Source organism: Rhodococcus sp. JS3073, from assembly GCF_026810085.1.
GTDB lineage: Bacteria > Actinomycetota > Actinomycetes > Mycobacteriales > Mycobacteriaceae > Rhodococcus_F > Rhodococcus_F wratislaviensis.
The window spans coordinates 5503801-5528416 of record NZ_CP113951.1; the positions used below are offsets into that span (position 1 = coordinate 5503801).

24 protein-coding genes and 1 pseudogene are annotated in these 24616 nt (G+C 67.1%); 21 read left to right on the top strand and 4 right to left on the bottom strand.

Annotated elements, in window-relative coordinates; translation table 11 throughout:
• Positions 1 to 20 precede the first annotated feature (20 nt).
• The 15 genes and pseudogenes from OYT95_RS24815 to OYT95_RS24885 all read left to right on the top strand — a co-directional run bounded on the left by OYT95_RS24815 (position 21) and on the right by OYT95_RS24885 (position 14039).
• Positions 21 to 1187, top strand: a complete 1167-nt coding sequence (locus tag OYT95_RS24815) for an acyl-CoA dehydrogenase family protein (protein ID WP_016882310.1) — start codon at positions 21 to 23, stop codon at positions 1185 to 1187.
• The gene (locus tag OYT95_RS24820; protein WP_037231233.1) at positions 1187 to 1936 is read left to right on the top strand and encodes an SDR family NAD(P)-dependent oxidoreductase; all 750 of its coding nucleotides are present in this window, start codon (positions 1187 to 1189) and stop codon (positions 1934 to 1936) included. The genes OYT95_RS24815 and OYT95_RS24820 overlap by 1 nt, the downstream gene beginning before the upstream one ends.
• Positions 1936 to 3129: a thiolase family protein gene (locus OYT95_RS24825; protein WP_268789406.1), complete on the top strand. Its 1194-nt coding sequence runs from the start codon at positions 1936 to 1938 to the stop codon at positions 3127 to 3129. The genes OYT95_RS24820 and OYT95_RS24825 overlap by 1 nt, the downstream gene beginning before the upstream one ends.
• A complete protein-coding gene (locus tag OYT95_RS24830; RefSeq protein WP_037231239.1) occupies positions 3129 to 4367 on the top strand; it encodes an acetyl-CoA hydrolase/transferase family protein in 1239 nt (412 codons plus the stop codon). The genes OYT95_RS24825 and OYT95_RS24830 overlap by 1 nt, the downstream gene beginning before the upstream one ends.
• A 19-nt stretch (positions 4368 to 4386) precedes the next feature.
• The gene (locus OYT95_RS24835) at positions 4387 to 5310 is read left to right on the top strand and encodes a hydroxymethylglutaryl-CoA lyase (protein WP_037231241.1); all 924 of its coding nucleotides are present in this window, start codon (positions 4387 to 4389) and stop codon (positions 5308 to 5310) included.
• A 45-nt stretch (positions 5311 to 5355) separates the two neighbouring features.
• A complete protein-coding gene (locus OYT95_RS24840) occupies positions 5356 to 6114 on the top strand; it encodes an SDR family NAD(P)-dependent oxidoreductase (RefSeq protein ID WP_009475543.1) in 759 nt (252 codons plus the stop codon).
• Positions 6115 to 6219: 105 nt separating this feature from the next.
• Positions 6220 to 7077, top strand: a complete 858-nt coding sequence (gene menB, locus OYT95_RS24845) for a 1,4-dihydroxy-2-naphthoyl-CoA synthase (protein WP_268789407.1) — start codon at positions 6220 to 6222, stop codon at positions 7075 to 7077.
• Positions 7078 to 7193: 116 nt separating this feature from the next.
• Positions 7194 to 7979 carry an enoyl-CoA hydratase-related protein gene (locus OYT95_RS24850; protein WP_268789408.1) on the top strand — a complete coding sequence of 262 codons (786 nt, stop codon included), beginning with the start codon at positions 7194 to 7196 and terminating at the stop codon, positions 7977 to 7979.
• A 5-nt stretch (positions 7980 to 7984) separates the two neighbouring features.
• Entirely contained in the window at positions 7985 to 8956 is a 972-nt protein-coding gene (locus OYT95_RS24855) for an EamA family transporter (RefSeq protein ID WP_268789409.1), read from the top strand.
• Positions 8957 to 10147 carry a CaiB/BaiF CoA transferase family protein gene (locus tag OYT95_RS24860; RefSeq protein WP_268789410.1) on the top strand — a complete coding sequence of 397 codons (1191 nt, stop codon included), beginning with the start codon at positions 8957 to 8959 and terminating at the stop codon, positions 10145 to 10147.
• Positions 10148 to 10225: 78 nt separating this feature from the next.
• Positions 10226 to 11035, top strand: coding sequence for an enoyl-CoA hydratase/isomerase family protein (locus OYT95_RS24865; RefSeq protein WP_268789411.1), 810 nt, complete (start codon positions 10226 to 10228; stop codon positions 11033 to 11035).
• A gap of 5 nt (positions 11036 to 11040) precedes the next feature.
• Positions 11041 to 11892 carry an enoyl-CoA hydratase/isomerase family protein gene (locus OYT95_RS24870; RefSeq protein WP_112300392.1) on the top strand — a complete coding sequence of 284 codons (852 nt, stop codon included), beginning with the start codon at positions 11041 to 11043 and terminating at the stop codon, positions 11890 to 11892.
• A 36-nt stretch (positions 11893 to 11928) separates the two neighbouring features.
• Positions 11929 to 12963: a phosphotransferase family protein gene (locus OYT95_RS24875; RefSeq protein ID WP_112300225.1), complete on the top strand. Its 1035-nt coding sequence runs from the start codon at positions 11929 to 11931 to the stop codon at positions 12961 to 12963.
• Between the two features lie 361 nt (positions 12964 to 13324).
• Positions 13325 to 13402 (top strand): annotated as a pseudogene (locus OYT95_RS44475) (hypothetical protein); the annotation flags it as partial.
• Positions 13403 to 13508: 106 nt separating this feature from the next.
• Complete coding sequence (locus tag OYT95_RS24885; RefSeq protein WP_235214658.1) at positions 13509 to 14039, top strand: AMP-binding enzyme; 531 nt, start codon at positions 13509 to 13511, stop codon at positions 14037 to 14039.
• A 19-nt stretch (positions 14040 to 14058) separates the two neighbouring features.
• Here the strand turns inward: OYT95_RS24885 and OYT95_RS24890 are convergent, their stop codons facing one another.
• The 4 genes from OYT95_RS24890 to OYT95_RS24905 all read right to left on the bottom strand — a co-directional run bounded on the left by OYT95_RS24890 (position 14059) and on the right by OYT95_RS24905 (position 17904).
• A complete protein-coding gene (locus OYT95_RS24890; protein WP_268789412.1) occupies positions 14059 to 14868 on the bottom strand; it encodes a PaaI family thioesterase in 810 nt (269 codons plus the stop codon).
• A gap of 78 nt (positions 14869 to 14946) precedes the next feature.
• Positions 14947 to 15843, bottom strand: a complete 897-nt coding sequence (locus tag OYT95_RS24895; protein WP_009475533.1) for an SDR family oxidoreductase — start codon at positions 15841 to 15843, stop codon at positions 14947 to 14949.
• A gap of 29 nt (positions 15844 to 15872) precedes the next feature.
• A complete protein-coding gene (locus tag OYT95_RS24900; RefSeq protein ID WP_268789413.1) occupies positions 15873 to 17009 on the bottom strand; it encodes an acyl-CoA dehydrogenase family protein in 1137 nt (378 codons plus the stop codon).
• Positions 17010 to 17097: 88 nt separating this feature from the next.
• Positions 17098 to 17904 (bottom strand): enoyl-CoA hydratase-related protein, encoded by an 807-nt coding sequence (locus OYT95_RS24905; RefSeq protein WP_009475531.1) that lies wholly within the window; start codon positions 17902 to 17904, stop codon positions 17098 to 17100.
• A 349-nt stretch (positions 17905 to 18253) separates the two neighbouring features.
• Between OYT95_RS24905 and OYT95_RS24910 the strand changes: the two genes are divergently transcribed.
• The 6 genes from OYT95_RS24910 (at position 18254) to OYT95_RS24935 (ending at position 24589) form a co-directional block, all read left to right on the top strand.
• Positions 18254 to 19495: a phosphotransferase family protein gene (locus tag OYT95_RS24910; protein WP_268789414.1), complete on the top strand. Its 1242-nt coding sequence runs from the start codon at positions 18254 to 18256 to the stop codon at positions 19493 to 19495.
• On the top strand, positions 19495 to 20043 hold the full coding sequence (locus tag OYT95_RS24915; RefSeq protein WP_009475528.1) for a hypothetical protein: 549 nt from the start codon (positions 19495 to 19497) through the stop codon (positions 20041 to 20043). The genes OYT95_RS24910 and OYT95_RS24915 overlap by 1 nt, the downstream gene beginning before the upstream one ends.
• A gap of 35 nt (positions 20044 to 20078) precedes the next feature.
• A complete protein-coding gene (locus OYT95_RS24920) occupies positions 20079 to 21386 on the top strand; it encodes an MFS transporter (protein ID WP_268789415.1) in 1308 nt (435 codons plus the stop codon).
• A 22-nt stretch (positions 21387 to 21408) separates the two neighbouring features.
• Positions 21409 to 22431, top strand: a complete 1023-nt coding sequence (locus tag OYT95_RS24925; protein WP_268789416.1) for a DUF7064 domain-containing protein — start codon at positions 21409 to 21411, stop codon at positions 22429 to 22431.
• Positions 22432 to 22508: 77 nt separating this feature from the next.
• Complete coding sequence (locus tag OYT95_RS24930) at positions 22509 to 23303, top strand: IclR family transcriptional regulator (RefSeq protein WP_268789417.1); 795 nt, start codon at positions 22509 to 22511, stop codon at positions 23301 to 23303.
• A 158-nt stretch (positions 23304 to 23461) separates the two neighbouring features.
• Positions 23462 to 24589 (top strand): NAD(P)-dependent alcohol dehydrogenase, encoded by a 1128-nt coding sequence (locus OYT95_RS24935; protein WP_268789418.1) that lies wholly within the window; start codon positions 23462 to 23464, stop codon positions 24587 to 24589.
• Positions 24590 to 24616: the final 27 nt, after the last annotated feature.

Consider the following 24616-nt stretch of genomic DNA (forward strand, 5'->3'; position numbering starts at 1 on the left):
CAACGACGACGGGACGTGCTGTGGACTTTGATCTGACCGAGGATCAGGCGACGATCCGAGATGCGGTGCGAGAGCTCGCCGGCAAGTTCGACGAGCAGTACTGGGTGGAGAAGGACAGCGAACACGAGTTCCCCACCGAGTTCTACGACGCGTTCGCCAAGGGCGGCTGGCTCGGCATCACCACGCCGGAGGCGTACGGCGGGCACGGGATGGGCATCACCGAGGCCTCGATCCTGCTCGAGGAAGTTGCCGCCTCCGGCGCGGGCATGAACGGTGCGAGCTCGATGCACCTGTCGATCTTCGGGATGCACCCGGTGATCGTGCACGGCTCGGAGGAGCTCAAGCAGCGCACGCTTCCGCGGATCGTCGACGGCGATCTGCACGTCTGCTTCGGTGTCACCGAGCCTGGCGCCGGTTTGGACACCACCAAGATCACCACCTTCGCGCGGCGCGAGGGCGACAAGTACATCGTCAACGGCCGCAAGGTCTGGATCTCCAAGGCGATGGAGTCGGAGAAGATCCTTCTCCTCACCCGCACAACGAAGTTCGAGGACGCGAAGAAGAAGACGGACGGTCTGACGCTCTTCCTCACCGACCTGGACCGCTCGAAGGTCGACATCCGCCCGATCAAGAAGATGGGGCGCAACGCGGTCACGTCGAACGAGTTGTTCATCGACAACCTCGAGATTCCGGTCGAGGACCGGGTGGGTGAGGAAGGCAAGGGCTTCAAGTACATTCTCGACGGCCTCAACCCGGAGCGCATGCTCGTCGCGTCGGAGGCCCTCGGCATCGGCCGGGCCGCGTTGCGCCGGGGCGTCCAGTACGCCAACGAGCGTGAGGTGTTCGGCCGGCCCATCGGCATGAATCAGGGCCTGCAGTTCCCGCTCGCGGATTCGCTCGCCCGACTCGACGCCGCGGAACTCGTCCTGCGCAAGGCGACGTGGCTCTACGACAACGGAAAGCCCTGCGCCCGCGAGGCCAATATGGCCAAGTACCTCTGCGCCGACGCCGGTTTCCAGGCCGCCGACCGTGCCCTGCAGACCCACGGCGGCATGGGCTACTCGGAGGAGTACCACGTGGCCCGGTACTTCCGCGAAGCCCGCCTGACCAAGATCGCCCCGCTCAGCCAGGAGATGGTCCTCAACTACCTCGGCGAGCACGTCCTCGGCCTCCCCAGGAGCTACTGATGTTCGAACTCACCGGAAAGTCCGCACTCGTCACCGGTGCCGGTAGCGGCATCGGCGCCTCGGTGGCGCATGCCTACGCCCGCGCGGGTGCGGCCGTGCTCGTCACCGACGTCGACGGCGACGCCGCAGCCGCGGTGGCCGCGGAGATCACCGCGGCCGGCGGTTCGGCGAAGTCCGCGGCCCTCGACGTCCGCGACGGCGAGGCGGCCGCAGCGGCGGCGGAACAGGCCGCGTCGCTGAATGACGGCACGCTCAACATCCTGGTCAACAACGCCGGCGCCATCGCTCCCGCGATGTTCCCGAACCTCGAAGAGGAAGATTTCCGCCGCATCGTCGACATCCACCTCGTCGGCAGCTTCGTGTGCAGCAAGGCCGTTCTTCCGTACCTGCCCACCGACGGCAGTGGGCGCATCATCAACGTGACGTCCGCGGCCGGCCTGGTGGGCACCATCGGGCAGGCCAACTACGGTGCCGCGAAGGCTGGCATCATCGGTCTCACGAAGTCGCTGGCGCGTGAGCTCGCCAAGAAGCAGGTGACGGTCAACGCGCTCGCCCCGCTCGCCGCCACCAAGATGACGGAGAACATCCGCAGCAACGAGAAGCTCGCCGCCAAGACACTCGCGCGGATCCCGTTGGGCCGCTGGGCGGAACCGGACGAAATTTCCGCGAGCTTCGTGTTCTTCGCATCCGACGGCGCTGCGTACATCACGGGCCAGGTACTGCCCGTCGACGGAGGAACGGTGATCTGATGGCCGACAAGCGCAACCCCTTCCAGCGTTCCGCGCGCGAGGTCGTCATCGCGGAAGCCGCCCGCACCCCGATGGGCAAGTCGCACCCCGACCGCGGCTGGTTCCGCGACACCCACCCCAACGACATGCTCGGCGCGGTGTACACCGACCTGATCCGCCGCAGCGGCCTCGACCCGGCCGTCGTCGAAGACCTCGTGATCGGCTGCACCGCACCGTTCGGCGAACAGTCCCGCAACATCGGCCGCAACGCCTGGCTGCAGGCGGGCTACCCGCCGGAGGTCCCGGCCGTCGTCCTGGACCGGCGCTGCGGATCCGCACAGACCGCGGTCGAGATGGGCGCCGCCCTCGTCGGTTCCGGCACCCACGACGTCGTCCTCGCCGGCGGTGTCGAACACATGGGCCACGTGCCGATGAACTCACCGGCCAAGATCTCCGAACTGTACGGGGACCCGTGGCCGGAAGCACTGCGCGACCGGTACGACTTCGTGAACCAGGGCGAGAGCGCCGAACTCATCGCCGACCGGTGGGAGATCTCCCGGCAGGAGATGGACGAGTTCGCCGTCCGCTCTCACCGTCTGGCGAGCGAAGCCATCGAGGCGGGTCGTTTCGACGCGGAGATGATCCCCCTCGATCTCGCCGGCGAGACCCGCTCCAGCGACCAGACCGTCCGCCCCGGCACGAGCCTCGACAGCCTGGCCGGGCTGAAGACGGTGTTCCGGGAGAACGGCCGCATCACGGCGGGCAGTTCGTCGCCGATCTCGGACGGGGCGGCCGGTGTACTGCTCGCCTCCCGCGAGGCGGCCAACACCCACGGACTGCGGGCCCGGGCCCGGATCCTCGACCAGACCACGGTCGGAGTGGACCCGATCATCATGCTGACCGGGCCGATCCCGGCCACCCGGAAGTTGCTCGACCGCAACGGGATGAGCATGAACGACATCGATCTCTTCGAGGTCAACGAGGCGTTCAGCTCGGTCGTCCTGGCCTGGGAGCGGGAACTGAAGCCCGACATGGACCGGGTCAACGTCAACGGCGGTGCGATCGCGCTCGGTCACCCGGTCGGCGCGACCGGGGCCCGGCTCATCGCGACGATCGTCGCCGAGCTAGAGCGGCGCGACGCCGAAATCGGCCTGGTGACCATGTGCTGCGGCGGCGGCCTGGGAACGGCGACCCTGATCCAGCGGATCGACTGATGATCGACCTGACACCGCACATCCGGCCCGGCGACGGGATCTGGTGGAGCCAGACGAGCGCGGAACCCACCCCGCTCGTCCACGCGCTGCTCGACCAGGTCTCGTCGATCGGCCCGGTCCGCGCGTTCGTGGGACTCACCTGGGATCGGCGGTTGACGAGCGAACTGCCCGACGAGCTCTCCGTCGTCTCCTACGGCGGCCTCGGCGAGCTTCGGCGCCTCGCGCGGCTCGAGGTCGTGCCCTGCCATTACGGGGCGCTGCCGCGGCTCTTCGCCGAACGACGGCTGCCGTGCGACGTCGGTTTCGTGCAGGTGTCGCCGCCGGACTCCGCCGGGAACTGCTCGCTCGGCGTCGGTGTCGACTACATCGCCGACGCCCTCGACCACACACCGGTCCTCATCGCAGAGATCAACCGGCGGATGCCAGTCACGCTCGGCGCACCGCGAATTCCGCTGTCGCGGTTCGCGGCGGCGGTCGAGACGGACCGGCCGTTGCTCGAGGCGCCGGACCGCGCACCCGCGGCGGCGGAGTCGGCTATCGCGCGGAATGTCGCCGATCTCGTGGCGGACGGCGACACGATCCAGGTCGGCGTCGGGACACTGCCGTCGGCCGTTCTCACCGCTCTCGAGGGGCACAAGGACCTCGGGCTGCATTCCGGCATGATCTCCGACGCGGCGCTCCGGCTGATCGACCGTGGCGTGCTGACCGGGGCGCGGAAGGAGATCGATCCGGGCCTGCACATCACGGGCGCCGCGCTCGGGACCGCGGCGCTGTACGACCGGCTGCCCGGCCTTCCGGTGGCGTTCCGCCCGGCGAGCTACACCCATGCGCCGCACGTGCTCTCGCAGCTTCGCTCGTTCGTGTCGATCAACTCGGCCATCGAGGTCGATTTGACCGGTCAGGTCGGTGCGGAAATGCGCAACACCACCTACGCGGGTGCCGTGGGGGGGCAGGTGGACTTCTCGCGGGCCGCGGCGATGACCGGCGGCCGCTCGATCATCGCGATGCGCGCGGATTCTCGCGGGGAGTCGACGATCAAGACCGCCCTGCAGTACGGCGCGGTCACCACCGCCCGCGCCGACGTCGACTTCGTGGTCACCGAGCACGGTGTCGCGGCACTGCGCGGATGTTCTCTCGGTGAACGCGCCCGCCGCATGATCGCGGTCGCGGCACCCGAACACCGCGCCACCCTGGAATTCGATCTCGAGGAATACGACCTTGCATCCGCAGCGGAGTGAGGGGAAAGGAGTCGACGCCATGACGCGTCCCCAGCGGGTCCAGATCCGGGAGGTCGGTCCCCGTGACGGCTTCCAGAACGAGCCGGAGCACATTCCGACCGACGACAAGGTGCGGTTGATCAATGCCCTGGGGCGGGCGGGGTTCACCCGGATCGAGGTGGCCAGTTTCGTGCGGCCCGACGTGATCCCGCAGCTCGCGGACGGGGTCGAGGTGCTGTCGCGCATCGACGTTCCGGACGAGACGAAGCTGATGGTGCTCGTCCCCAACAGCAAGGGGCTCGACAACGCACTGAAGGTGCGCGACAAGTTCCACGAGGTCGCGATCTTCGTCAGCGCGTCGGAGACCCACAACAAGAAGAACGTCAATCGCACCGTCGACGAGACGATGGCCGACAACGACGTCATGGCCAAGCGGATCGTCGTCGAGGGGCTCGACTGCGCCGCGGTGATCGCGACGTCGTTCGGATGCCCGTTCGAGGGCAAGGTCGACCTGACCCGCGTGCTGGATCTGGCGGAGCGCTTCGCCGAGGCCGGTGCCACCGAGATCGGTTTCGGCGACACCACGGGCATGTGCAACCCCGCGTATGCGTCGGAGTTCTTCGCCGCGGCACTCGACCGGCTGCCGGGTGTCGAGGTGACCGCCCACTTCCACAACACCCGCGGCCAGGGTCTCGCCAACGCCTACGCTGCGCTCGAAGCGGGCTGCGCGAGTTTCGAATCGAGCTTCGGTGAGCTGGGCGGCTGCCCGGTTCCGGCGGGCTCGACGGGCAACATCGCCACCGAGGACCTGGTGAGCATGTTCCACGAGATGGGCGTCGAGACGGGTCTCGACCTTCCCCGGGTCATCGAGGCGGCGCGCGAAGCCCAGACGGTGCTGGGCCGCAAGCTCACCAGTCACTCGATCGTCGCGGGTCCCATCGAATGGGCATCGAGCCTGCGCTGAAGTCGGCTTACCATCAATCCACGAAAGACACAGACGGAGAAGAACATGAGTAATCGAGTTGCATTCGTGACCGGCGGTGCGCAGGGCATCGGCAAGGGCATCTCCGACGCCCTCGGGGCCGCGGGCTTCCGCGTCGCGGTCGCCGACCTCAACCTGGAGGTCGCAGAGGAGACCGCCGCCGGCATCCGCGACGCCGGCGGCCAGGCGATCGCCGTGCCCGTCGACGTCACCGACACCGCGTCCGTGCAGGCCGCGGTGAAGCAGGTGGCCGAGCAGTTCGGTCCGGTCGAGATCGTCGTGAACAACGCCGGCTGGGACGACTTCATGCCGTTCCTGAAGACCGACGAGGCGTTCTGGGACCGGATCCTCGACATCAACTTCAAGGGCCAGCTGCGGGTCATCCAGGCGACCGTCCCGGGCATGGTCGAGCGCGGCTTCGGCCGGGTCATCAACATCGGTTCGGACGCCGGCCGCGTCGGCTCCTCGCTCGAGGCCGTCTACTCGGGTGCCAAGGGTGGCATCATCGCCTTCACCAAGACCCTCGCCCGTGAGGTCGCGACCAAGGGCGTCACCGCGAACACGGTGTGCCCCGGCCCGACCGACACCCCGGCGCTGCGCAAGTTCGCCGACAGCTCCGGCCAGGACGCCGACAAGGTGATCGGCGGCATGACCCGCGCCGTGCCGATGAAGCGCCTCGGGCAGGCCGAGGACATCGGCGCCGCGGTCGCGTACTTCGCCTCCGACGCAGCCGAATTCGTCACCGGCCAGACCCTCTCTGTCAGCGGCGGTCTGACGATGTCCTGACTCCAGGCTTTCCCGAACGCGCGGCTGGAGTCATCCGGCCGCGCGTTCGGCATTCGCAGGGGTCGGACGGTAACGATCGTTTACAGATGTGCCTATGATCGGGGCATGACGAACAACGGTGATACAACGGATTTCGTGTCCTGGGCCCCGGTGGGTGAGTTCGAGGACATCCGATACGAGCACAGCGGCGACGGGATCGCGAAGATCACGATCTGCCGGCCCGAGGTGCGCAACGCGTTCCGCCCGCAGACGCTGATGGAAATCTCCGAGGCGCTGGTCGACGCCCGTGAGGACTCCTCGGTCGGCGTCATCGTGCTGACGGGGGAGGGGCCCGACGCGTTCTGTTCGGGCGGCGATCAGCGGGTGCGCGGCGATACCGGCTACCTCACCGAGCCGGGGAAGGCGGGAAGTGTCGGCCGGTTCCACGTCACCGACCTGCAGATCCAGATCCGTCGCCTGCCGAAGCCGGTCGTGGCGATGGTCGCCGGCTACGCGATCGGCGGCGGACATATCCTGCACCTGGTCTGCGACCTGTCCATCGCCGCGGACAATGCCCGGTTCGGTCAGGTCGGCCCGAAGGTCGGATCGTTCGACGGCGGCTACGGCGCGGGTCTGCTCGCCGAACTGGTCGGGGTGAAGAAGGCCAAGGAGATCTGGTTCCTGTGCCGCCAGTACGACGCCGAGCAGGCGCGCGAGATGGGGTTGGTCAATACCGTCGTTCCGCTCGCCGACCTGGAACGGGAAACCGTGCAGTGGTGTCGCGAGATGCTGCAGCTCTCGCCGTTCGCGCTGCGGCTGATGAAGGCCAGTTTCAACGCTGCAGAGGACGGGATGGCCGGGATCCAGCAGCTCGCCCACGATGCGAATCTGCTCTTCTACTCGACGGACGAGGCGAAGGAGGGCCGGGAGGCGTACAAGGCGAAGCGGCGCCCCGAGTTCGAGAAGTTTCCGCGCCGACCCTGATCTTCCATTTCGGTCCGACAATTAGTATGGTTGGGTCAATACCCCACGTGAGTGGCAATGCGTCCCCGGGCGCACATTGCCACTCACCTGGGACTGGACCGAGAAGGATGGTGTGCATGTCGGAAACCGCAACGCCCGCAGTCGCGTGGAGCGACGTCGACGCCGGCGTCATGACGATCACGTTGAAGCGACGGCCGGCGAACGCCCTCGGGCTGCCGATCATCGACGGCCTGAACGCCGCACTCGACGCAGCCGATGCCGACGGCTCGGTGAAGGTGATCGTCGTCCGCTCGGACATTCCGGGCTTCTTCGCGGCCGGCGCCGACATCAAGCACATGTCGTCCGTGGACGCCGAGTCCTTCACCGCGTACGGTGATCGACTCCGTGGGGCACTCGACCGGCTCGCCTCGGCCGACCGCATCTCGATCGCCGCGGTGGACGGCCTCGCGCTGGGCGGTGGCCTCGAACTCGCCATGGCCTGCACCCTGCGGGTCGGCGGCGCGGACGCGAAGTTCGGGCTGCCCGAGGTGAAACTGGGTCTGATTCCCGGAGCCGGTGGAACGCAGCGACTTCCGCGTCTCGTGGGGCGCGGCCGCGCCCTGGACATCATGCTGACTGCCCGTCAGGTCCTCGCCGCCGAAGCGCACGCGATCGGCCTGATCGACCGACTCGTCGACGCCGGCACCGCCACGGACGCCGCGCTGGCCCTCGCGGCCGAGTTGTGCACGATGTCGTTGCCCGCGCAGCGCGCCGTCATCCGCACGGTCGACGCGTCGTTCGATACACCGCTCGAGGAGGGCTTCGCGTTCGAGGTGGCCCAGGAGCAGGACCTTTTCGAGAACGGAGAGGCGAAGGAGGGCATCACCGCCTTCCTCGAGAAGCGCGCTCCGCGCTTCTCCTGAGCGCCATGTCGTCCGGGCGTGCCGGAAGGGGTGCGATCGCGCTCGCCCTGTTCCTCGTCTATGTGATCTGGGGATCGATCTACCTCGCGATCCGCCTGGTGATCGAAGAGGTTCCGCCGCTCGGCTCGATGGGCGCACGGTTCCTGCTCGCCGCCGCGTTGATGGCCGCCTTCCTGGCCTGTCGCGGCGGCTGGCGGCGGCTGCGCCTCACCGGGCGGGAAACGGCGGGAGCCGCGTTCCTGGGTGTCCTGCTTCTCGCCTGCGGCAACGGCCTGACCTCGGTGGGCCAACTGCACGGAGTGCCCTCCGGGGTGACGGCACTCCTCGTCGCGATGGTGCCGCTGTGGATCTGCATCTATCGCGCCCTGTCCGGCGACCGACCGCAGGTTCTGGAGCTGGCCGGCGTCGGTGTGGGGCTGATCGGTCTGGCAATCCTGGTGCTGCCGCACGGTGGTGACCGGTCCGGACTCCCGCTCGTGGGTGTGGCCGTCATCGTGCTGTCCAGTCTCTCGTGGTCGTTCGGGTCGTGGATCAAGCCGCGGATCTGGCTGCCCCACGACGTGTATGTCAGTGCGATGTATCAGCTTCTGGCGGCGGGCGCGGCGATGGCGTTCGCCTCGGTCGCGACGGGAGAACGCCTGGACGGTGCCATCGGACCCCGGGCATGGGGTGCGTTCGGCTACCTCGTGGTGTTCGGCTCGATCGTCGGCTTCACCGCGTACGCCTGGCTGCTGCACCACGCGCCACTCCCGTTGGTGGCCACCCATACGTATGTGAACCCGGTGGTGGCCGTGGCACTCGGATCGGTCGTGCTGTCCGAGCCCGTCACGCCCGCGCTGGTGGCCGGGGGAGCGGTGGTTCTGCTGTCGGTCGTGCTGGTCGTCAGTGCACACGCTCGAAAGCGACCGTCCGGGGATTCCACCATGAACGGTTCCAAGGTATTATTATCGGACCAAAGAGCGACGGGAGGCGGGTAGATGGCGCAGGGCAGCGTGAAACGCTCGTTCACCGGACCGCTGTCGGGACTGAAGGTGGTGGAGATCGGTTCGATCGGCCCCGGGCCGTTCTGCGCCATGCTCCTTGCAGATCTCGGCGCCGACGTGATTCGCGTGGACCGCGCCGTCGGTGCCGGGTTGGTCGGCCCGAACGCCGACTTCCGCGCCGAACTGCTGCACCGGGGCCGTCGCTCACTCGCCGTCGACCTCAAACACCCGGAGGGTGCAGAGGTGGTGTTGTCGCTCGTCGAGGACGCCGACGTCCTGATCGAGGGCTTCCGTCCCGGAGTTGCCGAGCGACTGGGCATCGGACCGGACGACTGCGCCGCACGGAACCCCGGGCTGATCTACGGTCGTATGACCGGTTTCGGGCAGGACGGACCGCTCGCCCAGCATGTCGGACACGACATCAACTACATAGCGCTCAGTGGCTCCCTGTCCATGATCGGACGCCAAGGCCAGCCGCCGACCCCGCCGCTCAGTCTGATCGGTGACTTCGGTGGCGGGGGAATGGTTCTCGCTCTCGGCATCGTGTCCGCTCTCTTCGAAAAACAACGCTCGGGGCTCGGACAGGTGATTGACGCCTCGATGGTCGAGGGTGCCGCACTCCTCGCGACGCCGTTCTTCGGGTTCGCGCAGACCGGGGTGTGGAACGGTGAGCGCGGCACCAACCTCGTCGACGGCGGCGCGCCCTATTACGACGCCTACGAGACCGCGGACGGCAAATGGCTGGCCGTCGGTGCCCTGGAACCGCACTTCTACGCCGACCTCGTCGCGCTGCTGGACCTGCCCGACGACCTCCCGGACCAGAACGACCGATCGCAGTGGCCGCAGATGAAGAAGATCTTCGCCGACGCCGTGCGAGGTCGCACTCTCGCCGACTGGCTCGACGCCGCCGAGGGACTCACGCCCTGCATCGCGCCCGTCCTCGACGTCGCCGAGGCGCCGGCGCACCCGCACAACGTCGCGCGCGGCGCGTTCGTCGAGGTCGACGGGCTCGTTCAGCCCGCGCCCGCGCCGCGATTCAGTCGCACGGCTGCCGCGGTGGACCGCCGTCCGCCGGCGCCGGGCGAACACACCACCGAAATCCTGACCGACTGGGGGATCGCCTCGGGCCGCGTCGCCGACTGGCTGCGCTCGGGTGCGGTGCGCGAGGCCGCCGCAGCGACCTGACCTTCCGGGCGCGAGACGCCCGGACCACACACTGACGGCGATCACCTGGGATCGCCGAACTTGAGAAGGAGTGAACTCGTGACCGAGCCCACCACATGGGAGACGTTCACGCTCGAGCGGCCGGAACCCGGCATCGCCGTCGTGACGTTGAATCGCCCCGAACGGATGAACTCGATGACGAACACCATGTTCGTCGAACTGGAGAAGGTTGCGCTGCAGCTGGATCACGAGCACGACCTGCGGGTCGTGATCCTCACCGGCGCCGGTAAGGCGTTCTGCGGGGGATTCGACCTCGACGACGCCGAGGGGTTGTCGTCACTGACGCCGATGGGCATGCTCGACCAGCAAGAACTGGCGGCGCGGGCACTCGCGGCGATCCGCAGTATCCGCGTCCCGGTGATCGCGGCGGTCAACGGTGCGGCCGCCGGCGGTGGGCTGTCCCTGTCCCTCGCCGCCGACATCCGGATCGGTTCGCCGGCGGCGCGCTTCAACGCGGCGTTCGTGCGGATCGGTCTCTCGGCCGGCGACCTGGGCGCGTCCTGGCACCTGCCCCGGCTCATCGGTCCCGCGCGGGCAGCGGAGTTCGCCTACACAGGCCGCTTCATCGAGGCCGTCGAGGCCGAGTCCCTCGGACTGCTGAACGCGGTCGTTCCGGCCGAGTCGCTGCTCGACGAGGCTCTCGCGATGGCCCGCCTGATCTGTGCGAATTCTCCTGCCGGAGTGCAGCTGTCGAAGCGCGCGCTCCACGCGAACATGGAGGTGTCGTCGTACGCGGCGGCGCTCGAACTGGAGAACCGCGGTCAGGCGCTGCTCACCCGCGGCGAGGACATGCCCGAAGCCCTGGCCGCCTTTAAGGAAAAGCGCATCCCGAAGTTCACGGGGCGGTGACCGGCATGACGCAGACGGAAACGCGGGAGAATACAGCGGTGCTGAGCAACTACACGCCGCCCCAGCTGGAGACCCTCACCCTCGAGGTGATCGAGGGCAAGATCGCCGTCCTCACGATCGACCGGCCGGACCGGATGAACTCGATGACCGTGAAGATGTTCGAGGAGTTCAACACCGCCGCGTACGCGTTGCGTGACACGGACGCCCGGGCGTTGATCATCCGTGGCGCGGGCGACCGGGTGTTCTGTGCGGGGTTCGATCTGGACGAGATCCACGTCATCACCGAAATGGGTGTGCGCGAGTTCCTGCGGTTCCAGGAGACCGCGACCGGCGGATTGGCGGCGCTGTACCACCTGCCGTTCCCCGTGATCGCGGCGATTCACGGTGCCGCGGCGGGAGGCGGGATGGCTCTCGCGCTCGCCGCCGACATCCGCCTCGTAGCGCCGACGGCGAAGTTCAACGCGGCGTTCGTCAAAGTCGGCCTGTCCGTCGGCGAACTGGGCACGTCGTGGAAGCTCACCCGGCTCGTCGGGCCGGGCCGGGCGGCGGAAATTGCGTACACGGCACGCTTCGTCGGCGCCGAGGAAGCTGCCCGAATCGGGTTGGCGAACCGAGTTGTGCCGAGCGAGGACCTGTTCGACGAGGCCGTCGCGGTGGCCGAGGCCATTGCCTCGAACTCCCCGGGCGGCGTCCGGATGTCGAAGCGGGCTCTGCAGCGGAACCAGGAAGTCACGTCCTACTCCGCGGCCCTGGAGTTGGAGAACCGAGGACAGGCGCTGCTCACCCGCTGCGCAGATATGCCGGAGGCGCTCGCGGCGTTCAAAGAGAAGCGGGAACCGCGCTTCACAGGCCAATAGGTATCAACGAATGAGAACACGGATGGAGGCGAGCGCATGACCTGGGACTGGACGCCCGACACGCTCGGTGCGCTGGAGTCGTTCCTGCGCGATCGGGGCATCACCGATGGCACGCTCACGACTTCCCGGATCGGCGACGGGCATTCGAACTTGACGTTCCTGGTGTCCGACGGGGTCCGTCAAGTGATCGTCCGCCGTCCCCCGCCTCCGCCGGTTCCGCCGGGCGCCCACGACATGCTGCGGGAGGCGCGCCTCGTCGGGGGCCTTGCGGGCAGTGGTGTGCCGGTGGCGGACGTCCTCGCCGTCGGTCAGACCGGTGACGTACTCGATGTCCCGTTCTACGTGATGGACTACGTCGCGGGTCCGGTGGTCACCACCGAGACACCGCCGGCGTTGAGCGCGCCCGCGGACCGCCGTCGCATCGGTGAGGCGTTGATCGACACCCTCGCGGCACTGCATGCGGTGGACTGGCAGGCTGCCGGGCTGGGTGATCTGGGTCGTCCGGAGGGATTCAACGAGCGTCACCTGCGACGCATGGGCAAATTGGTGGCGGCCGAGGACGGGACGCCGCCGCCGGAGTTCGCGGACATCGACGCGTGGCTCGGCGCCAACGTGCCCGCCGAATCCGGTGCGTCGATCATCCACAACGACTACCGCATCGGCAACGTTATTCTCGCCCCTGACTCACCGGGACGTATTGCCGCAGTGCTGGACTGGGAGCTCGCGACGATCGGTGACCCGCTCTTCGATCTGGGGTACTTCCTCGCGTCGTATCCCGTCGAGGGGGAGCAGCGCACACCCACCGAGGACCTCGGCGTCGCGGTGCTCGAGGACGGCTACCCGACCCGCGACGAACTCGCCCAGCGATACGCGGCCGCCACCGGCGCCGACCTGTCGAACCTGAACTGGTACACCGCACTGGCCCTGTGGAAGCTGGCGGTGCTGTACGAGTACGGGCGCCGCCGCGCCGTCGCCGGAGTCGGCGATCAGTATTACCGCGACGGGGCACTCGTGCGTGCCTTCCTCGACGCCGCCCACCGCGCGGCAGGGCTGACACAGTCCGTGGTCTGACCTCTGCGGCAAGGCTGTCTCAGGCAGGGACGGCTGGGAAGGAATCGACGACCTGCCGGCGCAGCGGCCCTGCCATGTGGGCGAAGTCGCCTCGACGCAGATTCGCCCGCCCCGATCCTGTACACCTCAGGAACCACGGGAAGGCCGAAGGGCGCGATACTGACACACCGAAACCTGTGGGCCAGCAACGTCAACTGGATGCTGGCGGTGAACTACAACGCCGAACATGCGGCGCTCACGTCGGCGCCACTCGACGCGGGGACACTGCTCGACGACATCGAGCGATATCGGGTGACGTCGCTGTTCATGGTGCCGGCCATGATGTTCACGAGCAAAACGCGAGCGTTTCGACACCGCCGACTTGTCCAGCGTCCGTATCATCGTCGCGGGTGCAGCGCCTGTCCCGGAACCGATGTTGCGGCTGTATGGGGCACGGGGCATTCCCGTCAGCCAGTGCTGGGGTCTCACCGAGGCGGCGACCGGAGCGACGTTCCGGGGCACCGATCGCGCGCTCGACAAGCTGGGGTCCCTGCGGCACCGCCGGCATGCTGAACGAGGCCCGTCTGATCGACGCCGACGGCGACGTGGTGACGACGCCCGGTGCGCGCGGAGAACTCTGCGTGCGCGGCGACACCGTGACCCCGGGATACTGGAACATGGCCGAGGAAACTGCCGCCGCACTTGGCCCGGATGGCTGGTTGCGCACCGGTGACGTCGCCTACCAGGACGAGGACGGCTACTACAACATGGCGGGCCGGCTCGAGGACATGATCATCAGTGGTGGCGAGAACTTCTACCCCGCAGAGGTCGAGAGCGTGCTGTACGGCCATCCGGCCATTGCCGAGGTCGCGGTGATCGGCGCCCCCAACGATCGCTGGGGAGAACGGGTGGTGGCGGTTGTCGTCCCCGTGCCGGGCGCGCGACTGGAGTTGGAGGAGCTGCGAGAGTTCGCCGGTGCCGCACTGGCCCGGTACAAGTTGCCGCTCGAACTGCGCATCGTCGACCTACTCCCGCGGAACACGACCGGGAAGGTCCTCGAGCACGAATCGCGTGCCATGAGCGGCACCGGCGCCTGACCGCCGGCGCAGCGGCCGGTCACATGCGATGACACGTGACCGTCGCTGTGGTGCAGGTCTTTCCGGAAGGATTGCGTCCGACTACCTGAACTACTGCGAAGGTACGGCCGCGGTAGATCATTCTGGGTGCGAAGGTGATCGGCTCGGTGCCCGGGCAGGGCCGTACGAACGCCATGGCGATGGACGTCGTCTGGAATTCGGCATGTGGTGTCACCGCGGAGTGGCCGGCGAGCTCGGAGGCGCACAGCAGGACCCCGCCGTGGACGTTGCCCAGCGGATTGCGGAGCGACTCCGACGGTTCGAGTTCGAGGCCGGCAGCGGCGTTGTCCCGTCGGTGGTGCGCACCGAGCAGTTCGATGATCGAGGTCGCGTTCATTCGGGCTGGAGCGACGTGGTCGGGCACCGAACCCGTTGGCATGTCGGCGGCGACGAATCGGAGGCGGGCGCTTGCGAGCGCAACGACCCGTCCGGACTCGTCGACGACCCGGCTGGTTGCCAGCCCCCCGTCGGGATCTTCGGTGACGACTTGGCTCTCTGCCCGCAGGACCGAACCGTCGAGTGCAGGGCTGCGGGAGAAGTCCAGGTGAAGTTCCGTCGTGACGGACCAGTGCCCGGCCGGGGCGCGGGCGGTGATCGGATATCCCGTCACGTCGTCCATCAGCACACCGAGTGCGCCGCGGCACGGCAGTCCGCGCTCATCGGCCATCCACGGTCCGGTCGTCATCGTGGACTTGCCGTGGGTGGCGTCGCCGGTCACGGGTGTTACTCGGAACAGTGCTTCGACACCGGTCGCGACGAACGGGAGTGCGGTGACGTCCTCGATGGTCATGTCCCTCCTGGACAGACAGGAGAAGGCCCGCCGACGGACGCGAGTCTCGTCGGCAGGCCTTCCTCGTACGGGTGTGGGTCAGACCCCGCGCTGGGCCTTCGCGGCTTCGCTGGCGGCCTTGCTCTTTTCCCGGGCGGCGGCCCAGTCTTCGCTGCTCATCGACGTCAGTCCGGCGAAAGTGCCGGGGCCGGCGAGCATCTGGCCGCCGTCCATCGCGATGGTTTGGCCGGTGAGGTAGTCGCAGGCGTCCGACAGCAGGAAAATGGTGAGGTTGGCGAGTTCCTCCATCGTACCCATCCGGCCCATCGGCACCTGGTCGGCCTGGGTCGCGCCGACGGCACTCTTCTCGGTCGGGTTGAGCATCTCCCACGCGTAGTCCGTCGGGATCGGTCCGGGGGCGAGTGCGTTGAGGCGGATGCCGTAGCGGGCCCATTCGACGGCCAGCGACATCGTCATCGAATGCACGGCCGCCTTCGCCATCGCGGACGGGACCACGAACGCGGAACCGCTCCACACCCAGGTGGTGAGCGTGGACAGGACGACGCCCTTGGTGCCGCCCTCGATCCAGCGGCGGCCCGCCGCGTGGGTGGTGTTGAACGATCCGTTCATCACCGTCGACGTGACGGCCTCGAAGGCACGCGGGCTGAGCGATTCGGTGGGGGCGATGAAGTTCGCGGCGGCGTTGTTGATCACGCCCGTCAGCGGGCCGTGCAGCGCCCAGATCTCGTCCATCGCGGACGACACGAGGTCGGCGTTGCGGACGTCGACGGTCTGCCAGTGCACCGAGCCCGGCCGGGAGACGGACGCCTCCGCGGCGGCCTCTTCGAGGACGGCGGGCCGGCGGCCCCACAGGTGTACTTCGGCGCCGTGGTCGACGAGGTGGCGGGCGACGCCGCGACCGAGCCCGGTGCCGCCGCCGGTGATGAGCACGCGCTTGCCCGCGAGGGCGTCGGACGCGAAGGGAGAAGTGGTCATGCGCTGGTCCTAATGGTCGGGAACGAGGGCTACAGGCCCAGGCTCTTGCTGATGATCTCGCGCTGAATCTCGTTGGTACCGCCATAGATCGGCGGCGCCAGGGAGCGGCGGACCTGTTCCTCCATGCCGTATTCGCGGGTGTAGCCGTAGCCGCCCATCATCTGCATCGCCTCGAGCGCGGTCTTCTTCGCGATCTCGGTGCATTTCAGCTTGGCCATCGAGCCCTCGCGGTTGAGGTTGTCTTCCTCGCCGGCGTCGATCCGCTCGGCCACCTCGTACACGAAGGACTTCGCGAAGGCGATCTCCGTGGCGAGATCCGCTATCCGATGCCGGATGGCCTGGAAGCTGCTGATCTTGTGGCCGAACTGCTCGCGCTCGGTGACGAAGGCGATCAGGTCGTCGAGCGAACGCTGGGCGCCGCCGAGCGCCATCGTCGCGATGATGAGCCGTTCGACGCTCAGTCCGCGCATCAGATGGCGCCACGCCTGGTTCGGTGTGCCGACGACAGCGCTCACCGGGACCGCGACGTCGGTGAAGTACAGGTCGTTGCAGGTCCGGGCTTCCATGGTCTTGATCTCGTGTATCTGGAGGCCGGGCGTGTCGGTCGGCACCATGAACAGGGTCAGGCCCTGGTGCTTGTTGCCGGACGTGTCTGTCCGGGCGAGGAGCAGGATGTGCTCGGCGATGTGGGCCGCGGAGATCCACGTCTTCTGCCCGTTGATGACGTAGTGGTCGTCGACCAGTTCCGCCTTGATCCGGACGCCACCGAGATCGGAGCCGGCGCCGGGCTCGCTGAGGGCGATCGCCTCGAGCTTGCCTGCGGCCATGTTGCCGACGATGGTGCGTTTCTGTTCCTCGGTGCCGTAGCGCAGATACGTCTGCGCGGCGGTGAGTCCGGTGGAGTAGGCGATGATGGGTGCGAGGCCGCGGGCGGATTCCTCGAGGAAGATGCATTCCTCGACCATTCCGGCGCCGCCCCCGCCGTATTCCTCCGGCAGCGAGACGGCGAGCCAGCCGAGGCCGGCGAACTTGTCGAGGATGGCTTGGCTGTTCGCCAGGGTGCCGCCCTCGGTCAGCAGGTCACGTTGCTGGAGGGTCTTGCATTCGGCGTCGCAGAACTCGCGAACGGCGACCGCGAACTCTCGTTGCTCTCGGGTGAAACGCATGTGGCCTACTGCTCTCTGTGACGGGTCCTGGGAAGTGAGTTGCCGGACGGCGAGGCGAAAGACAGCCCCGCCGTCCGGAAGTCGTCGGTCAGGCTCCGCGGAACTTGGAGAAGTCGGGCTTACGCTTCTCGTTGAACGCGCTGATGCCCTCGATGGCCTCGGCGGACTCACCGAACAGCTTCAGCGTGGAGTAGGCCATGTTGCCCTGCGCGATGAAGTGCTCGGTGTCGGCGTTGAGCGACTGCTTGAGCACCTTCAGCGCCGTCGGCGACAGCTGCAGGATCTCGTCGGCCCACGCCCGGACCTCGGCGCGCAACTGGTCACCGGGCACCACCTTGTTGACCAGGCCCCAGTCGAGGGCCTGCTCCGCGCTGTAGCGGCGGCACAGGAACCAGATCTCACGGGCGCGCTTCTCGCCGATCGCGCGGGCGAGGTAGCCGGTGCCCAGGCCGGCGTCGAACGATCCCACGCGCGGACCGTTCTGCCCGAAGATGGCGTGATCGGCGGCGATCGACAGGTCGCACAGCAGGTGCAGCACGTGGCCGCCACCGACGGCGACACCGTTCACCGCGGCGATCACGGGCTTGGGCACGTCCCGGAGCACGCGGTGCAGGGCCTCGACCTCGAACAGGCCGCTGTCGGACGGGCCGTAGTCGCCCGTCTCCATGCGCTGCTTCTGGTCGCCACCCGAGCAGAACGCCTTCTCGCCGGCACCGGTGAGCGCGATCGCCCCGACCTCGGAGCTGCCCCACGCCTTCTTGAACGACTTCACCAACTCGTCGACCGTCTTCGCGCGGAACGCGTTGTACCGCTCGGGCCGGTTGATCGTGATCCAGGCGAGTCCGTTCTCGACCTCGTACGTCACATCCGTGAAGTCACTCGTGAAGTCACTCATCGACCTGTTGGTCCTTTCAGGTTGCCCGCGGAACGTAAGCCCCGCGAAGTTCTTTTGGTCTTACCTTATGACGAAGGTAGCGCTGATAACGAGCGTTTTCAAGAGCGACGGTTAAAAAGGCTGTGACCTGCGTTGATGCGATGGGAATTCGCTGCAATATGACGTCGTGACCCGATCGTCGCACTTCCATCCTCTGCACAGCAGAACCTTCTGTACGTGTGTGCCCGGTCACATTAATGTTCCGGACGTCGAGGTGACGACGCCCGACCCGCAAGGCCCAATCTCCCGGAGAGCCGTGCTGTAGCGCTCCGGTCACGGCGTGTACCGCCATGAGCGTGATGAGGAAACCATGAGTGCAACCATCCACCGGGATCTGCAGATACCCGGACCGATCGCAGACGCCGATCGAGACGATCCCACGCCCGAGATCATCGAGGCGATTCGCGCGCGATTCCCCACCGAAGGCGAATACGACAGGATGCTGACCCGCAAGATGGAGAGGCGGGCCGGGTCGGGGTACCGCAGTTTCGATCTCGGCCTGCTCACCGCGGCGCTCGAGAACATGCTGCGGGACGTACTGCCGACTGCATTCGAGGTCCGGAGCGTGCGGTGGTTGACGGGCGGAGCGTCGAAGATCCAGATGGGTTTCACCCTCAGGTACTCCGACCCGGCAGGAAGGGACGTGACCGAGGACCTGGTCCTCCGGATGGAGCCGCCGGAGTCCCTCAATGCCACCAGCCGGATGCGGGAATTCGAGGTGATCAACGCCCTCGCTGGGACAGTGCCGGTGCCGACGGTCCGGTGGGTCGACGAGGACGGACGGTGGTTCCCGGAGCCGGCGCTCGTCTACACCTGGGTGCACGGATCCGCGAAGCCCAGCCGCGCCCAGAGTCGGATCGCCGGCATCGGAATCAACTTCGGTCCCCAACTCCGCGAAGTCCTCGCCCCGCAGTTCGTCGACCTCCTGGCGCGCATTCACACGTTCGACGTCGCGGCGGCCCCACTGGACCACTACGAGAAGCCCGCGGTGGGCGGCACCGAGAGCGCCCTGTGGCAGTTGAACCGGGCGAGACGGGTGTGGGAGGAGGACCGAGGAGAAGACCTTCCGCTGCTCGACGTGGCGGAAGGCTGGCTCGAGGACAATCTCCCCGTCCTCGACCGTGTCAGTCTCGTCCACGGCGACTATCGCGGGGGAAACTTCCTGTTCGACGAGGACAGCGGATCCGTCACGGCCATCCTCGACTGGGAGCGCAGCTTCCTCGGCGACCGCCACCGCGACCTCGCGTGGGCGACGCTGTACCCGTTCGGCCATCCGTCCGAAGACGGTTCGGAGTTCCTCGCGACGGGTCTGCTGCCGACCGCGGAGTTCTTCGACCAGTACGAGCGGGCATCCGGCCTGACCGTCGATCCGGACAAGCTGACGTTCTACCGGATCCTGAACGAATACCAGTCCGTCGTCACCGCGCTGGGCTCGGCCTACCGCGTCTCGAAGCTCGGGAAGACCCACCAGGACGTCCTGCTGACGGGACTCGAGGCGACCGGATATCTGATGGCGCATCAACTCGGCAAGGATCTCGAGGAGGTTCTCTGATGGTGAACAAATCCGCGAACACGTTCGACGCAGCTGCCCGCTCACTACGTACGACGGTGACACCGGCGCTGGGGGAGTCGAATTCGCTCGCCGCCGAGCAGGTGCGGGTCATCGCCGGCGTACTCGACTTCTACCGCGACCGCGCACAGCACGAGTACCCGCGGAAGCTGTACGAGTTCCGGACGTATCTCGCTCTGGCAGAACGACTCAGCGACTACCCGGATATGGATCGCGATGCCCGGTCACTGCTCGTCGACGCACTCGAGCAGGCGCGTGCCACCGACCGGCTCGCCGTTCCGGAATACGGACAACTCGACCGGGCGACGGACGAATTGACGCGAGCGATCGGCGGAATGGTCCGATCGGCGCGATCCACGGACCCGGACACGGGCGCAGAGATCAGCCGCCTCGTGCTCGACCACTCACGACCACTCGTCGAGATGCAGCGGTCGTGGTTCCTGCCCCAGGGCGTCGATCCGGACCCGGCTGCCGTCCCGCCCCTCCGCTCCCTCCTCGGCACCCCTGCCGCTCCGCCCCGCGCCCACTAGCCAACGCACCGCTGCCTCATGCATCAGGAGAAGATATGTCATCCGAGGTGATCACCACCGCACCCGACGCCACGGTCTCGACCGACATGCGTCGGCGCGCGATCTCCGCCGCCAGTTTCGGAACGTTCGTCGAGTACTACGATTTCGTCATCTACGGCTACGTCGCGACGTACATCGCGCAAGCCTTCTTTCCCACTGGGAACTCGTTCGTCAGCCTATTGCTGACCTTCGGTGCCTTTGCCGCCAGCTTCGTGGCACGCCCCCTCGGCGCGGTGATCTTCGCGCCGTTGGGCGACCGATACGGCAGGAGGGTCGTCCTCTCGGTCGTCATCACCCTGATGACCCTCGCCACGGCGGGCATCGGTGTGCTGCCCACGTACTACCAGATCGGTGTCGCGGCACCGGTTCTCCTGACGGCACTGCGTCTCGTGCAGGGACTCTCCGCGGGCGGTGAGTACGGCGGAGCGACGTCGCTCATCGCGGAGTTCGCGCCGCCTGCCCGGCGGGGCTTCTTCGTCGGATTCATCTCGCTGACCGTCGGCGGGGCGATGCTGTTCGGATCGGGAACGGCGATGGCGCTGACCCGGACCCTGTCGCCGGAGGCGATGTCGTCATGGGGATGGCGATTGCCGCTGCTGCTGTCGCTGCCGCTGGGATTGATCGGCCTGTACATCCGCTTCCGGCTCGAGGAGACGCCGGCGTTCACGGCCCTGTCCCGGGAGGGGCGGGTGCAGAAATCGCCGCTGCTGACGACGCTGCGACGGGACTATCGATCGGTGCTCATCGGGATCGGTATCGCGGCGACCAACTCGTGCATGATGGCGTTGTACTTCATCTACATGCCGTCCGCGCTGAAGGAGTTCACGGACTTCTCCGCCGGAGACGCGCAGTTGATCACGTTCGTCGGCCTGGTCGCGTATTGCACTGCGGTGCTTCCCTTTGCGCGTCTGTCCGACCGGGTGGGACGGATCCCGCAACTGCTCGTTTCGTCGGCCACGCTGATCGTACTGATCTATCCGTCGCTCATGATGCTGTCGAGCGGCGTGCTGCCACTCGCGATCGCCGCGATGGTGGTCGTCACACCCGTCGTCGCCGCCAACATCGCGGCCGTGACACCACTGCTGTCCGAGATGTTCGAGACCGACACCCGGTACACCGGACTGTCTCTCGGATGGCAGATGTCGACGACCCTTTTCGCCGGCCCCGCCCCGATCATCCTGGCGGCGCTCGCCGGACTGGGCGGAGCGACCGTCCCGGCCTTCTACGCGATGGCCGTCGTCGCACTCACCGTGATCGCGGGCATCTTCGCCGCGCGCACGGCCGCACGATCCAGAACCCACTAGACCAATCCAACAGAAGTGAGGAATGAGAGAAATGGCATTCGGCGCCGAGCATTTCGAGTACCAGAATCCCCCTGAGGCCGACCATCTGTGGGTCGAAACGATCCTGTTTCCGATCGTGATTCCGGAGGCGAACCTCTACACGCTGATCTACACGAACGTGCGCCCGAGTCTCGGGGTGATGTGGAACCAGGTCATGGTGTGCGGCTCGCTCACCGACACGCGAGCGGAACTGTTGCACTACAACGAGAATCCGCATCTCCCCGCGCCGGCATCCTTCACCCGGATCGACTCGCCGATCGGACTGTCGATCGATGCGGTCGACGCGCCGCGCAGGTTCCGCATCGACTACGTCGCCGACGACGGCACCGAGATCCACGTCGACTGGGTAAACCTCATGGACCCGTTCGACATTCACGATCCGCAGCACAGTCCACAGGCGGGCACGGCTGCCGATATCCACGCCGACCTCGAGTCGGGTAGCCGCAAGGCCATCGGGCACGGGGATGCCACCGGGCGTGCGACCGGAACGATGATCGTTCGCGGCCGCGAGTACGTCGTCGACTCCATCGAGCGGATGGATCGGAGCTGGGGACCGCGTGACCCCATGAAGGCCGGGAAGCCGAACCACATCGTCTCGGCGACCTTCGGCGAGGACCTCGCCTTCCACATGATCTGCCCCTGGAACCCCGCGGTGGCGAATCCCGGCGCCTTCCAGCTCTCGCACGGATACGTGATGGACGACGGCGAGGTCTACGGGCTCACCGACGAGCTGGAGATGACCAGCACGCACCTCGGGATGGTGTGCACCGGAATCGACATGACGGTCACCGACGTGCGTGGGAAGAAGTTCCGCCTGCAGGCCACGCCGAACGTCGGGGCGCCCTGGATCGCGGCGCCGACCGCGATGGTGCACAACGCTCTGATGCGGTGGACATGTGCGGGGCGCGACGGGTACGGGGTGGTCATGAGTACTCGGCACCTGTCCGAATTGAACAGGAACTTCGGTCGGTTCCAGGCCGACACCCGCGGGCTCGTCTCCGTCTGAGAAGCCGGGCCGCAATCGCGGGTGCGCCGTGGCGGGTACCCATTTCGGACCCCGTGAAGTCGGACTATCATCCCGGTATGAAGACGAGGCCGATCAGTAAGCCGACTTACATGATCGAGTCCGTGCACAATGCGCTGCTACTGCTGAATGCAGTCCGCGACCACGGCAGCCTCCGGTTGAAGGATGCCGCCGAGGAGATCGGCGTGGCCGAGTCGACCGCCCACCGGTTGCTGGCCATGCTGATCTACCACGGCTTCGTCGTGCAGGACGAGTCGCGGCGGTACCTCCCGGGGCCGTCGATCGGGGTCGGTCCCACTCATTCGTCCTGGACCAAGACATTCCGCGATGCCAGCCTCGGCCCGATGCGCGAACTTGCCTCTCTGACAGGGGAGACGGTGAATCTCGTCGTACGCACGGGCGTCGCGTCTCGGGTGATCGGAGCCGTGGAGTCGGAGAAGCTGCTCAGGGTCGGAAACCGCCAGGGGCATGTTCCACCTGCCCGCACGTCGGCCGGCGGCCGAGTGCTGCTCGCGCAACTCGGCGACAGTGCGCTCACCGACCTGTATCAGTCGGACCACGCACTGTCGGCCGACCGGCTGGCACCGGCAGAGTTCGCCCAGTTGTGCAGGGAATTGCGGGCTGTGGCCGAGAAGGGTTACGCGACAGCGGTAGACACAGTTGAGGTGGGGTTGTCCTCCGTCGCGCTCTGTCTTCGCAACGGTGAAGGTGTTGCTCTCGGCGCCCTCGTCGTCGCGTTGCCGACGACCCGCCTTCAGTCGAGCCTCGAATCCGGACTCGTCGCCCAGATACGCAGAGCAGCAGTAGGAATCGAGTCCCGTATTCGTGAACTGAGGCCGTCCGGCACCATGTGAGTCGGGGCGCGGCCGCGTCCGCGACGTGGCGCTTCCCGAAACATGCTTCGGAACAACGGATCTGCCGATTCGCCGAATTTCCGGTCATCACTTTTTGGTCCGATAGTTCTGTAGTATGGTCGGTATTACAGGGCGATAGACCCGAAATCAGGAGCGAGATGACCATCATCGCAGCGCTCGCACGCGAGCCGCATTCGAATTTTCAATTCCAGCAGGTATCCCTCGCCGAGCTGCGGCCGGACGAGATTCTCGTCGAGATCCGCGGTGTCGGCATATGTCACACCGACATTGCGGCGCGCGACGGCATCTACGGACTTCCGTATCCCATTGTGCTCGGGCACGAGGGCAGCGGGGTCGTGACCACGGTAGGCGCCGGGGTGACGACCGTGGCGCCCGGTGACCACGTGGTGGTGTCCTTCAACAGTTGCGGACGGTGCACCTCGTGCACGTCCGGCAACCCTGCCTACTGTCGCGACTTCGCGGTCGAGAACTACATCGGGACGCGACCCGACGGGTCCCGGGCACTCGAATCGGAGGCGGGCCCGGTGTACAGCCATTTCTTCGGCCAGTCCTCTTTCGCGACTCATGCTGTGGTCAATCAGCGGAACGTCGTCGCGGTCGATGCGGACCTGAAGCTGGCGCAACTCGGTCCGCTGGGGTGCGGGCTCCAAACCGGTGCGGGTGCGGTCATGCGATCGATGCGGTGCCACGCTGGGTCCAGTCTCATAATTCTCGGTGCCGGGCCCGTGGGCCTCGCGGCGGTCATGGCGGCGCGGATCCAGGGCTGTTCGCCGATCCTCGTCGTGGAACCGCACGAGGCGCGGCGGACGATGGCCACCGACATGGGGGCAACGCACACGATCGACCCCACAGCCGACGGTGACCTGGCCGAGGGGGTCCGCCGGATCGTCCCCGGGGGCGTGGACTACGTCTTCGATACGACCGGCCGCGTCGACGTTATACGCAGCGCGATTGCGGCAGTCGGCTGTAACGCCGTTCTCGGTCTGGTCGGCGTTCCCTCGGATTTTTCCGTCGACCTTCCGCTGAACATCGTGAGCACGATGCAGACGGGGTTGACCGTGAAGGGAATCGTCGAGGGGGACAGCGATCCGTCCGAGTTCATTCCGGAACTTATCGGGCACTACCGGGCAGGTCGGTTCCCCTTCGACAAGATGATCACCACCTTTCCGCTGTCGGCCATCAACGAGGCCGTCGCCGCACAGCACCGTGGTGACGTCGTGAAAGCGGTTCTCGTCCCGGATGCAGACCTGCAGAACGTCGTGTAGCCGCCCATCAGTGAAGGGAAAAGACAA